The sequence below is a fragment of the Dyadobacter diqingensis genome, assembly GCF_024220585.1.
GTDB lineage: Bacteria > Bacteroidota > Bacteroidia > Cytophagales > Spirosomataceae > Dyadobacter > Dyadobacter diqingensis.
Genome location: NZ_JAMXKF010000008.1, coordinates 166209 through 179306, shown reverse-complemented (window position 1 = coordinate 179306; position 13098 = coordinate 166209). Strand labels below are relative to the sequence as shown.

Below are 13098 nucleotides of genomic sequence, written 5' to 3'. Positions count from 1 at the left end.
AATTTAATATATTATTTTGGAAATTATTATTTGGAGCAATTATTATTGGGCTCGATGCCGAAACACAAAGCCAAATTATGCATGATTAGCATAACAATCAGTTTCCTGTTACAGAACCCCGGCCGCCCTAAAATTACCGTTTTTCCCGCACAAATTTAACTGCCAAAGTGATCATATGTGCATTCAGGCCATTTGATCTGTGGAAAAATCCGTACCTCAAATTTAACTCATCGAATGAAATTCTTTTCGTGAGATATGCCGACGGCAGATATCTTAAATTAATCCCTGCCTTATAACTTTGAAAAGAAGAAAGATCGTAGTCGGAAGTATAATATTTTTCAGAAATCAAATGCTCCTTGTAAGGCCTGAAATAGGATGAACCCGACTGATTATAGAACCTGAAAAAAGGCGATATCGTCCATTGCGGTGACGTTTTGATCGCCGCTTCCAGCTCAATGCTATTACCCTGGATATCAAAACTGTCCCAATAAAATCCATAGTTCAGTTTCAGTATCGTCCGGCTTCCCATGAAATAATTCAGCCTGATACCCACAGGAACCTTGTACCTGTCAGCAGGCAGATTTTCCACTTTCAGAGAATCATTTTTAAAATAAACCCGGTGAAAAGGCGTAGCCAGCAAACCCTGCTGATAAGCGAACTCTGGAAAAACGCCGAGTACGAGCCTTGGGTTAATAACCTGCGTGAACCCGAATTTAAAGTTGTAGGATTCGCGCCGGTAATTATCAAACCATTGTTTGTTGCGAAGCTCAACCGGATAAATCAGCTTGACCGGTCTGTGGTAATCCGGATCAAGCCGTCCCCAGCGCAAATCATCAAAATAAGCCTGAAAGTCAAATGAATAAGTCCTGGTTTTAGCAGGATTTGTATATTCCGCCGAAGCAAAAACGGGTATGGACATGTAATCCGACTCAATCGAAAAGCCCGAACCAATACCCAGCCTGATATCTTTCTTTTTCAGTTGCCGCTGATAGTTCAGATTACCATAAGAACGGGCATCACGACTGGACGCCGAAGACATCACAAAATCGATATTATCCACAGAAGCCGAGCTGATAATGTCGACTCCGCCGACAAAACGGATGGTGTTATATTCCTTGAAGGTATGACCGATACGAACGGAGGGAGAATAAACCGTCAGCTTTTCTGTCCCGATCCCGCCCGTTACGGCCGAATTATGTCCATCCTGAATGTAATGATTGTATACAAGCTCAACTTCCGTTTTTGATAACGTACTTTTCTGGTAAGAGCTATCGGAAGTCTGGGCTTTTGCTTTGAGTAAAAATGCACTGAGTAATCCTGCAAGTAAAAATCGTTTTTTCATAAAATAGGCTAATTACATCCGCATCCACCGCTTGATTTTGTCCCGGCAGCCTGCGTGGCCCCTTCCCGGATACTTTCCACGTATTCCTCAAATTTTTTCCCTGCATTGCTGCCCATTTGCATTTCAGGGTCGTTGATATAAACACGTTGATAAGGCTTGACAGCCTGGCAGCTGAACCCGCCAAACATCAGGATTAATCCGGCAAACAAACAATATATTTTAGTTCTCCGCATGTTTAAAGGTAAGGTTTCGTGAGTGAAACACTTCATTTTTATCATTAATAATCAGGCAATGGGTTTTCGGAAGCTGGTTAATAAAATGGATACCCACCTCAATACCCATCACGAAAACGGCCGTGGCCAGCGCATCGCAAAGCTCAGCTCCCGGACTAACCACCGATACGCTTTTGATACCGGTCACCGGTTTCCCCGTTCGCGGGTCGATGGTATGGGCATAACGGTTTCCTCCGCGCATAAAAAATTGTTCGTAGTCACCGGACGTAGCAACAGAGGCATTTTCAACGGGCAGATAACACAGCACTTCACGCGTCGCATCAGGATTGGCGATACCGATCTGCCAGGGCTGCTCATCCGATTTTTGCCCGATTACGGTCAGGTCGCCACTGGCGTTAATAACACCATGACTGACCCCTTTTTCCTGCCACAGCTTTTTTACCTGATCTGCCGCATATCCCTTCCCAACAGCCGCAAAACTGATATGCATTCCTTTCTTTTTCAGAAAAACATGGTGATCATCACGAAGCGAAATGTGCTGAAATCCCACCAGCGAAAGCGCCTTTTTTACTGCACTTTTCTCAGGGAAGGTAAAACTCTCATTTTTGAAATTGTATAACTTTTTGAGAGGCCCCACAGAAATATCAAAGGCGCCTTGCGTAAGATTCGACAGACCAATACAGCGCCCGATCAGCTGGTAAACTTCTGCATCAACCTGAACTGGTTTAATTCCGGCATTTATATTTAGCTGCGAGGTGTAAGACAATGGGTCAAATTCCGTCAGCAGGTTTTCCAGCCTCTTTATTTCATTCCGGCCTTCGAGCAGCATTGTTTCGGCACGCGTTTTATCCGTGTCTCTGATGATTAATTCAAAGGCAGAACCCATTAGCTTTTCGGCCAGCCTGAACTCATCCATTTAAATGCTGTAAACGGGTTTTCAATTCGCTGACAAATTCCTGCGGCGTCTGGTTATTGTATTTTACAATTTCAAAATGACTGCCATCGGATGAGACGAGTACCAGATTAGGAAAGACACCTTTGGGGTTATATTTTTCTGCCAGCGCTTCATTTTGCGCGACAATATCTTTGGAAAGTTTCGTTCGCTGCGGGAAATCTGCCACGACAATTTCAAGATTTTCCTTCGCAAAAGATTCGAAGGATGGATCACTCAAAACCTTTTTCCGGAACTGAATGCAGCCTTTGCACCAGTCGGAGCCAGAAAACACGATGAACCTGTTTTTACTTTCTGCCGCCCGGGTCATTTCCACACTTTCCGGCGACCTCCCGGAATCCTGTGACAACAGCGCAAAAATATTGATTAAAAATACGAAGACCAGTGAAATCATATTTGTCAGGAGTTAAGGTCATTATTCAGAAAACAGCTATCGGCGTAGTTAGTTCCCTACATTTGAAAACGTCGTTTTTTAAAATCAGTGTATACCGTTTAATATCAAAAAGATTACAAATACAAGATCAGCTACGGTATAAATACCGCAAACAGTTGCTTGTCAGCAAGCAATTATTATTATTCTCAGTCTTACTTACTTTTTTATTTTGTAAAATTGCGGTTTGTTAGGCCACGGGAGCATCCAAATCCCGGCTATTCTGAAACTTTTGTCTTACATATTAAAAAATATAATGCCCTCATGAGTGCTGCACTTATTTCCGGAATACAACAAGTGGGTCTTGGTGTCCAAAACGTTCCCGAAGCCTGGCAATGGTATCGCCGGATTCTTGGATTTGACGTTCCCGTTTTCGACGACAAAGCCGAAGCTCCGTTAATGACACCCTACACGGGAGGAACAGTGCATCAGAGACATGCTGCGCTGGCACTAAATCTGGCTGGCGGCGGTGGTCTTGAAATCTGGTCGTTCACAAGCCGTGTTTCTCAACCCGCTAATTTTAAACTGGAATTGGGCGATCTGGGGATTAACGCGATCCGTTTCAAAGCACCGGATGTAAAAAAGGCGCACGCCTGGGTGAAAGCACAATCCAAAGAGGCTGTCGGGCCGTTGGTGTCATTACCGGAAGGAGAGGGTTTCTGGGGAAATGATCCTTACGGAAATATTTTCCAGATCACCAGCGACACGTCCTGGTTTCAAAGCACGGGCAAACCCGTCGGTGGCGTGGCTGGTGTGGTTGTGGGAGTAACGGATGTTCAGAAATCTATCTTGTTTTATCAGACGCTTATCCAGAACCTGGAAGTTGTTTATGATAAAACGGGCGTTTTTGAAGATTTGCCGACTTCCATCGCCGGACAACGTTTCCGTCGTGTATTGTTGAGAAAAAACTTCACCCCGGAAGGCGCATTCAGTAAGCTTTTGGGAAATATTCAGATTGAGCTGATCCAGGCACTGGACCGTACGCCAAAGAAACTTTTTGAAAACCGATTCTGGGGCGACTGCGGTTATATCCATTTATGTTTCGACGCGCTGGATCTGACCACATTGAAAACAAAAATGCAGTCCCAAGGCTACAAGTTTACCGTTGATAGCGAATCGTCCTTCGGGATGGAGTCAGCGGCAGGCCGTTTTGCTTATGTTGAAGACCCGGACGGGACTTTGATAGAAATGGTGGAGACACACAAACTTCCGATCCTGAAAAAAATCGGCTGGTTCCTGGATATTCAGAAAAGAAAACATCAGAAACCGCTGCCTGACTGGATGCTAAAAATGATGGGACTGAACCGGGTTAAAAACTAACTCGGCTTTATAAAACATTTCGCCACGAATGCTGTCCATTCGTGGCGAAAAAATAAAATCAGCGATAGCGGTTTCCCAGATAAGCCAAAATTGGCAAAGCAGCAAAAACTATAAGTGCGGCTTTAAAACCGGCCAATATTCCGATAATAGCGGAAATCAAAAGTACAATGATGGGGTATAGGTAAAGCAGCAGCCCAAATAGTGCAGAATCGTAAAACACAGTTCTTGCCGTCATTTTCGCTACTTTTTTATGAAATGCCTCATAAATCGGGCGGTGAATGAAACGACCGAGCCACCCCAATCCGCTAAACAGAAAATTTCCTTTGGGAGGTATAGAATTAGCTCCAAAAAAATTATTGAAAGCCCGCGTCCGCTCTTCCTTTGTAGCTTCCTCCCGAATCGTTAAAATTTCACGATCCATTCTTTCAAAAAGCAGTTCATTAAATTCACGCAGCCATTTTTCATATTCCTCAGGTCTTGTTTTCAGGTCGGTATGATGGATCGATTCGCCATAACGCAGGGAAACCCGTTTGCCTGTACCCCGGTAGTGTTCATAGTTCACACCTGTTGGCACAACCCGCATATCTTTCAGATCATTGTCTCCAAACCACGCCTGATACGCCATTCGGGCGGTACCTTTTCCAAGAGGGCGCAGCTTCCATTCATTGACACAAATCCCTTCGGAGAAAATAACAACTGCGTCACCTGCTTTCAGCGCAGAAATACTTTCATTGGTCGTTACATCAAGATTTTTTACATGATGCCGACCTTCCGAACCTCTGAAAACCGGAATAAGTTTGATCTGACGCAGCCAAAATGCGACGGATGGTTTTTTAAAAACATCACCTCGCGTTAGCGTATGAATAGGCTGACTCAACGTACTCCCAATGACCAGCGCATCAAAAAAAGATCCTGAATGGTTAGAAGCTATCAGCAAAGGAACGTTCTGAGGAATCTTATCCTGGTTAATCACGAAAAGCCGGCGAAGAAATATAGGCAATCCAAGCCGGATCAGAAATCTGGAAAAATAGTAAAACACTATAAAAAAGGTAAGTTTCGTTGCAAAATTATTGTAAAAATGAATCTAAATTTCTTTTTAAGGAAGTAATATTACAGACTTGTATATTTTCGCGCATTTGATAATCTTCGACGGATGGTGTGACAACCAATAAAGGTGGATTACCAACATCCGAAAGTGCTATCGTCGTCCCGCGGCTTAAAGTGGGAGAATTGCTTAGTTTAATTTCAACTGCCAACGCTACCTTGCCTCCTTTTTCCAGTACCAAATCCAGCTCAGCCCCATCCTGTGTCCGGTAAAAACTTGTTTGTATGTCCATTGGCAGGTAAGTCAGAATATTTTGGATCACATATCCTTCCCAGGAATTTCCTGCAATAATATTTCCAAGCAAATTTTCAAACGAGTGAATCGATAGCAAACTATGTAACATGCCGCTATCCTGAATATATATCTTCGGATTCTTAGTCAGTCTTTTCCCAATATTGACAAAATAAGGTTGCACTGTCCGAATAAGAAATGCGCTTTCAATAAAATCAAGGTATTTTTTTATAGTTGTATGTGACAACCCCAACGACTTGCCGATCATACTATAATTCATCAATCCCCCTTGCATGGATGCAATCATTGTCAGTAACCTTCTGGTCGTGACGGGGTTCGAAGGCAAACCAAGTAGCGGCAAATCGCGTTCTACGTACGATCTGATAAAACTTTCAAACCAAATGAACCTCAGCTCTTCGTCAGGGGCCAGATACGCGTCAGGAAAACCGCCTCGGAGCCAATGCATTTTATAATCTCCCAAAACTTCTTCGTAGCTAAACGGATTAAGTTCCAGATAAGATATCCGGCCAGCGAGTGATTCTGATGAGGTTCTGAGTAAATCCGGAGATGCCGAACCAAGCATGATAAATCTTCCAGGCTCTCTATTTTTATCAATCAGAGAACGTAAAACGGGGAATAATGAAGGCATACGCTGCACTTCATCAATGATAATGGTTTTGTCGGTGAATTGTTCCAGAAACAATGGTGCGTCCCTCAGCTTATTCAAATCTTCCGGTAATTCCAGATCCAGGTAGATTGTTGATTTCGATATTTGGGACTGGATTTTTTTCACCAAAGTGGTTTTGCCAACTTGTCTCGGGCCCACAATAGCGATGGCCGGAAAATACCTGAACCGCTTCACCAATTCACTTTCTATACTTCTGCTCACCATATCAATCCTGTAAATTGAAACTTTAATTTGCAATTTACGGTATTATTTCATTCAAATAAATATTTGTATGCTTTAAAGTAAGCTGAATATGTATAATGAAGTTATTTAGGAAACCGAAGTTTATAACTTTGTAAATATTTTATTGTCATAATATGACGACCTTAACTTATAAACATCAACAAACAGAGAGTAACCCAACAAAAATTGACATGCGTATAAAAAACTATCCAGCCATCATTGAAAAGGCCTGGGCGGGATTTGATGATTCCACTTCCATAAAACAGGTGGAAGATATAAGTGCAAAAGTTTCTACGAACCACGTTTTCAGAGTTACCCTGGACAATGACGATATTGTGATTGCCAAGCTTTCCTATTTTGGGAAATATGAACATTTCAAGGAAGACCACCGGATTATTCAGGCCGTTTCCAATAACCTGCTTTACCCTTTTGAAAATGTCGTTGCCAAGTCCCTTTTAAAGAATAATCAGGTTTACACCTATCGCTACAAGGAAGATTTTCTGGATACCTGGGTTGTTTTTTACAATCCGATCCGCGCGATGCATCGTTTGCCAAGACGGCTGAATGATGACAATATCCGCAAATTCGGACGGGAAATGGCCAAATTTCACCAGGCTTGCTTCAGGGTTGGAAAATCTATTCCCAAGTCTTCTAAAAAGCTGAGAACCGATATCCAGCATTTGCTTGATATCCTGGATACCGAGGCGGGACAATACGAGCACAGGATGCACGTCGATTTTCTGAAAGAACAATGTGAAATTTTCCTGAAGAACGTTCAGAAACTGAATGTGATATCATTTGACATGATGCCCGTTTTTGTGGACTGGAACATTGGCAATTTCTCTGTTACCGACGATCAGCACTTGTTCTCGCGCTGGGACTATGATTGGTTCCGTGTATCTTCCCGTATTCTGGACTTTTATTTTTTCAGCCGGGTGGTTTCGAACGTGGGCGACCGCACCGTATTCAGTTATCTGATCACACCGCTGATGGAAGACCGTTTCATGATCTTCCTTGAAGAATATCATAAAATATATCCGCTTTCGGAAAATGAGGTGCGGTTCATGAAAGAAGCCTATCGTTTTTTCATTCTAAATTATGTAATTAAATACGGAAAATACTTTTTTCATAGGACATACTCCACCAAATTGCAGCGTGAAGCTTATGAGCTTTATTTTCCGTCCATCGAAACTTTTGATGCGGATAAAATTCTAAAAGTTCTGAATATAACACCAGAACCTAAGGAAGTTAAGAAAAAACAGAGTTCAGATAAACAATAAAACCTAGACGCCAATTTCATGATTTTAGACAACTTCAAATCCGTACTGTCTAAGTACGAAGTTATATTCTTTGATGCATTTGGCGTTCTTAAAACTTATAACGGGCTCATTCCGGGAATTGAAAACACTTTTGCCTATCTGAAAGATACGGGTAAGGATTTTTATGTTGTAACGAACGATGCTTCGCGCAGCCCGGAACAGCTTGCTGAGTCTTATGTGAGGCTGGGTATCAATGATGTCACGCCCGACCGCATTATTTCGTCGGGAATGCTGGCCCGTGAGTACCTCGATTTAAAAGTAAGAAGCGGTATTGTTGCTTATCTGGGAACTGAAAATTCAGCCCACTATATCGGAACAGAAGATATCAAAACGCTATCGATTCGTGAGCTTGATTTAAGTGATGTGGACAATGTGAACGCGCTTGTGTTTCTTGATGACGAAGGTTTTGACTGGAACACAGATTTAACAAAAACACTTAATCTGCTTCGAAAACGTAATATTCCTGTTATCGTTGCCAATACAGACAAAACATATCCTGCTTCTAAAACCAGACTTTCGATTGCTGTCGGAGCCTTGGCCAAAATGATAGAAGACACCATCGGGCGACAATTTATCCGTTTCGGGAAACCCGATCCGCAAATGTTTATCTTTGCTTACCAACACATCAAAAATTACCCGGATGTGAGCAAGAGGGATATTCTGATGGTCGGCGATACCTTGCATACCGATATTTTAGGCGGGAATAAATTTGGTCTGGATACGGCTCTCGTTCTGACGGGTAATACCCAGGCGATCGATGCAGAAGTAAGGATCAGAAGTACAGGGATTATCCCGACTTACATATGTGTGTCGGCGGTGGTGGAATAATTAGCGTTTCACCGCAAACTTCACATAAAACTCTTTTACCCGAAGCTCTTCCTGCTTCGCCTCATCTGTTTTGCCCATAAGTCTTAGTAAAACTGCCCTGTTTGCATGGCATTCGGCGGCTACATAGGAATCAGGGAAGGAACGTGCCGAGCGTGTGAACAACTCATAAGCCTGGCGGATGGAAGTGGTGTCTGAATTTTTCATCAAAACCTGGCCGTCCAGAAAATCCTGATGCCACCGGCGTGCTGTTTCGGTCATTCTTTCCGCCTCCTGAAATGCCATGAAAGGTGGTACTGAAGCAATTCTATTTTTAGGAATAATTTCAGGAATTGACTTACTGAAAAAAGCTTCAAGCGCTTCTGTGTAGGCCTGTGCTTCCTTCTCGTTATAATCTTCCTGTTTTAACTTTTGCTCTTCCGTCGGATTGGAAAAAAATGCCGCTTCGGCCAAAACGGCTGGAATACCATAAGTTCCTCGTAACACCTGCGCACCAGCCTTGGGGAATATCGTAAAATCAGACACAACCGAAACCGGACTGTTTCCCTCAAATAAATGCTTCGTAATCGTCGTTGCCAGTTCTTTGCCCAATGCCACACCAGCCAGATTCTCAGAAGCATTTCCGTGGAAATAAATGATCGGAAAGTTAACATTGGCATCCGCCGTCGCATTATGATGGATGGAAACAAACAGGTCAGCTTTGTTGTCAACGACTATTTTAGCCCTTCTCCACAGCGCAATCGTGTCATCCGCCGTTCTGGTCATGAGTACCTTTGCACCCTTTTGCAAAAGCTTCTTTTGCAGGATTTTTGCCACCCGCAGATTGATCCATTCCTCACGTTCACCCCCGGGTCCTACGCGATAGCTATCGGTTAACGCCGTACCACCATGGCCTGCATCAACACAGATAACTTTACCCGATAAAACGCCTGATTTGGTCTGAGAAAAAACATATTCCGTACAAGTCAGTGAGCAAATCAGTAAAAGAAGAAAACTTTTTTTGAACATAGGGGTCAGGAATTAAAAAACTTAGATCTCTAAAATTAATCTTTATTCCTCCATTCAGGCATTTTAGCTAATATTTCCCGGCAATTTTATTCGAATCCGGAAAATTCTTTTTCTTCGTTGTCATATCTGTATTTCAATTGTAAATGGTTATCCAAAATCCTGTTAATTTTGATACGATTTATTAATCGAACACACACTTCTCATCAACATCCATTATTATGCTTGCAAAAACTTTCGGGAGTGCCGTTTACGGCGTCAATGCCAAAATGATTACCATTGAAGTAACAGTAGGACAGGGAATGCATTTCCATATTGTCGGGCTTGCCGACAGCGCAGTAAAGGAAAGTGAACACCGCGTGGAAGCATCTTTGAAATACTTCAGTTACAAGATGCCACGCCAAAAAGTAGTGGTGAATATGGCTCCGGCCGACATCCGTAAAGAAGGTTCTGCTTATGACCTTCCCATAGCACTTTGTATTCTGCAATCCTCTGAGCAAATCAGCACTGTGCATAATCTCGAAGATTATGTGATCATGGGAGAGCTTTCACTCGATGGAAAATTACGACCGATTAAAGGGGTTTTGCCCATCGCCATTGAAGTTAGAAAACAAGGTTTTAAAGGCTTTGTTCTACCGGCAGAAAATGCCCGGGAAGCCGCTATTGTCAACAACATTGATGTGATCCCGGTGGAAACCCTGGAAGATGCGATTGCTTTTTTTGAAGGAAAAAGTACGATTGAACCGCTCATTGTCGATACCCGCGATTTGTTTTTCACGACACAGAATGAATATACAGCCGATTTTGAGCATGTTCAGGGGCAGGAAAATATAAAACGGGCGTTGGAAATTGCAGCCGCCGGCGGACATAATGCCATCATGATCGGGCCTCCCGGAGCGGGCAAAACCATGCTGGCGAAACGGATCCCCAGCATACTTCCGCCATTAAGCCTGCCCGAGGCGCTGGAAACAACAAAAATTCATTCCGTCGCAGGTAAACTCGGCTCCAATGCCGCACTGGTTTCACGCAGACCTTATCGCGCACCACATCACAGCATCAGTGACGCTGCTTTGGTTGGAGGTGGGAGTTTTCCGCAACCCGGAGAAATTTCACTGGCGCACAACGGTGTTCTTTTTCTGGACGAACTCCCGGAATTTAAAAGAACAGTTCTGGAAGTAATGCGGCAGCCGCTTGAAGAAAGAAAAGTAAGTATTTCAAGGGCAAAAATGGCTGTCGAATTTCCCGCCAATTTCATGCTGATCGCCAGTATGAACCCTTGTCCCTGCGGATACTACAATCACCCGGATAAGGAATGTGTTTGCGGGCCGGGTGTTGTTCAGAAATATCTAAACAAGATCAGCGGACCTTTGCTGGACCGTATTGACCTGCATGTGGAAGTAACACCGGTCTCCTTTGACCAGATTGCCTCAACGCGGAAATCCGAAAGCAGCGAGCAAATCAGGGAGCGGGTTATCAAAGCCCGGGAGATACAGACTGAGCGTTTTAAAGATAAAAAAGAGATTTATTCCAACGCCATGATGCCTCCCGAAATGGTTAAGGAAATATGCCTTATCGGGACAGCAGGAACCGCACTTCTCCGCACCGCCATGGACCGGCTGGGATTATCGGCCCGGGCATACGACCGTATCCTTAAAGTATCCCGCACCATCGCAGATCTGGCTGGTAGTGAAGATATCAAGGTTGAACATTTAGCCGAAGCCATCCAATACCGGAGCCTTGACCGCGAGAACTGGGCAGGGTGAGGATACCCAACACAAGCTTAAATTTAGGGATGCGAGTGGTTATGAAAACTATTGGAGATATCCATCGGGCGTAAAGTTGCGATGGACGAACGCCTGCTTGCTTTTTTAAAACTGTCCCTGATATATCCGTTTGCGGGGATTTCTATGAATCTTGTTACGATGTACGCTAAAAAAATATTAAGTAAAACGACCAAAGAAATTACCAGGTAACTGTTTGCATGGGTATACGTCAGCAGGGAATCGATTATTTTTCGCCCCATGTACTGATGCAAAAGGTAAAGACTATATGAGATCGTGCCTAAAAAAACCAGTTGCCGCTTCGCCAAAAATTTCATCTTTCCATAAATCAGCAATGCAAATACAGCATGATAAAAAAGAATGATCAGCATGTGCTCCTGATCTGAAATGAGGTACATGGCTCTTCCCCCCTTATCGTGCAGATATAATGACGCCAAAACAGAGACAATCATCAGCAACAGATATTTTACCGAGAAGCCCTTATACGAAAACTGGTAGAAAAGTATGCCAGAAAAAAACAGTGGAAAGTGATTAATAAGCTGAATTTTAGTCACAACCAACGCGTAAAGAGACGGATAAAAAGGTCGGAAAAAGTGAAAGGCTAACATCACTGCCAGCGTGAGAATTCCGGAAAGTTCAAGATTCTCGATTTTCCCAGCCATGTAAACGCAAAGAATCCAAAGGTAAAATGCAAACTCAATAGCCAAAGTCCAGTATGAGCCATCCAGGTCTTCGATACCAAAATAGGCCGGAACCATGGTCATATTGATCAGTATATCAGAAAGCTTAAAGTGTTGAAAATCGTATATCAAAACAAAGACGGAGGTAATAAGCACGCACACCCAGAATGCCGGATAAAGCCTTCCAAAACGATATACTACAAAATTTTTCCAGTGACTTATTTTATTCAGACTCAGGCTGATCGTAAATCCGCTGATCATAAAAAACAGATCCACACCGGTGATACCATACCTGAATGTAAAATCCGGGTCGATATGTGGCTGGTTATAGGTGTAATGAAAAAGCACGACGCTCAGAGCCGCCAGACCGCGTAGCGCATCAAGCTCTTGTAAACGGCCTGAATGCCCGTACGCATTTTTACCATGCGAGGAGATTTGTCCCATCTATATAAAGATTTGATCATGACCCCTATACGGGTCATGGTGGATTTCCAATAAGATTAAGTAAGATTAGTTACCCGTTTTGCCGCTGACAGATTCAGACCGGGTATTTACTTGCTGCACGCCAACTGCAATGGGAAAACAGCACACGTGCGTTGAAACGGAGTAAAATAGGTTATTTTTCATAAAAATAGTGTGTTATATTGAACATCGTAATCCTCAACAACAGGATATACCGTATTATTACTATACGTTACGGATATCAAAGGGGATATCCAGCCTGCTATCAGATACAATAATACAAAAGTTTGATTACGAATTAGTAATCCGTTTTAAGATTTTCAATTTAAATGGATATTGCTAAATAGCCGACCAGCCAACCTCCGTTGTGTCTGTTGTGCGGAGTGTTCAATCGAACACTCCGTACTTAAAATAGTAGTCAGTCTGTGACTGACGGGCGGGGAGCAAGAGTATTGCCCTATACCTACTTTTCAAACTCCAATTGATCAGACAATCTCTTTAAT

12 protein-coding genes are annotated in these 13098 nt (G+C 43.1%); 4 read left to right on the top strand and 8 right to left on the bottom strand.

The features are described from left to right. Positions 1-133 precede the first annotated feature (133 nt). The 4 genes from M1L62_RS20710 to M1L62_RS20695 are packed head-to-tail and all read right to left on the bottom strand — an operon-like array spanning position 134 to position 2921. A complete protein-coding gene (locus M1L62_RS20710) occupies positions 134-1342 on the bottom strand; it encodes a DUF3570 domain-containing protein (RefSeq protein ID WP_254561534.1) in 1209 nt (402 codons plus the stop codon). Between the two features lie 8 nt (positions 1343-1350). Continuing rightward, positions 1351-1551, bottom strand: a complete 201-nt coding sequence (locus M1L62_RS20705; RefSeq protein WP_254561533.1) for a DUF4266 domain-containing protein — start codon at positions 1549-1551, stop codon at positions 1351-1353. Between the two features lie 10 nt (positions 1552-1561). Further along, entirely contained in the window at positions 1562-2491 is a 930-nt protein-coding gene (locus M1L62_RS20700) for an FAD:protein FMN transferase (protein WP_254561532.1), read from the bottom strand. Next, the gene (locus M1L62_RS20695; RefSeq protein WP_254561531.1) at positions 2484-2921 is read right to left on the bottom strand and encodes a thioredoxin family protein; all 438 of its coding nucleotides are present in this window, start codon (positions 2919-2921) and stop codon (positions 2484-2486) included. The genes M1L62_RS20700 and M1L62_RS20695 overlap by 8 nt, the downstream gene beginning before the upstream one ends. A 300-nt stretch (positions 2922-3221) precedes the next feature. Here M1L62_RS20695 and M1L62_RS20690 point away from each other — a divergent pair, with 300 nt between their 5' ends. Continuing rightward, positions 3222-4277 carry a VOC family protein gene (locus M1L62_RS20690; protein WP_254561530.1) on the top strand — a complete coding sequence of 352 codons (1056 nt, stop codon included), beginning with the start codon at positions 3222-3224 and terminating at the stop codon, positions 4275-4277. A gap of 58 nt (positions 4278-4335) precedes the next feature. Here the strand turns inward: M1L62_RS20690 and M1L62_RS20685 are convergent, their stop codons facing one another. After that, a complete protein-coding gene (locus tag M1L62_RS20685; RefSeq protein WP_254561529.1) occupies positions 4336-5316 on the bottom strand; it encodes a 1-acyl-sn-glycerol-3-phosphate acyltransferase in 981 nt (326 codons plus the stop codon). A gap of 28 nt (positions 5317-5344) precedes the next feature. Beyond that, positions 5345-6505, bottom strand: a complete 1161-nt coding sequence (locus M1L62_RS20680) for an ATP-binding protein (protein WP_254561528.1) — start codon at positions 6503-6505, stop codon at positions 5345-5347. Between the two features lie 209 nt (positions 6506-6714). Here M1L62_RS20680 and M1L62_RS20675 point away from each other — a divergent pair, with 209 nt between their 5' ends. Further along, on the top strand, positions 6715-7803 hold the full coding sequence (locus M1L62_RS20675) for a hypothetical protein (protein WP_254561527.1): 1089 nt from the start codon (positions 6715-6717) through the stop codon (positions 7801-7803). Positions 7804-7821: 18 nt separating this feature from the next. Next, positions 7822-8670, top strand: a complete 849-nt coding sequence (locus M1L62_RS20670; RefSeq protein ID WP_254561526.1) for a TIGR01459 family HAD-type hydrolase — start codon at positions 7822-7824, stop codon at positions 8668-8670. Here M1L62_RS20670 and M1L62_RS20665 read toward each other — a convergent pair whose 3' ends face one another. Next, positions 8671-9675 carry an N-acetylmuramoyl-L-alanine amidase family protein gene (locus M1L62_RS20665; RefSeq protein WP_254561525.1) on the bottom strand — a complete coding sequence of 335 codons (1005 nt, stop codon included), beginning with the start codon at positions 9673-9675 and terminating at the stop codon, positions 8671-8673. 218 nt (positions 9676-9893) lie between these two features. On the opposite strand from M1L62_RS20665, the gene M1L62_RS20660 reads away from it, so the two are divergent. Then, on the top strand, positions 9894-11435 hold the full coding sequence (locus tag M1L62_RS20660) for a YifB family Mg chelatase-like AAA ATPase (RefSeq protein WP_254561524.1): 1542 nt from the start codon (positions 9894-9896) through the stop codon (positions 11433-11435). A 23-nt stretch (positions 11436-11458) separates the two neighbouring features. Here the strand turns inward: M1L62_RS20660 and M1L62_RS20655 are convergent, their stop codons facing one another. After that, positions 11459-12577: an acyltransferase family protein gene (locus M1L62_RS20655; protein ID WP_254561523.1), complete on the bottom strand. Its 1119-nt coding sequence runs from the start codon at positions 12575-12577 to the stop codon at positions 11459-11461. Positions 12578-13098 lie beyond the last annotated feature (521 nt).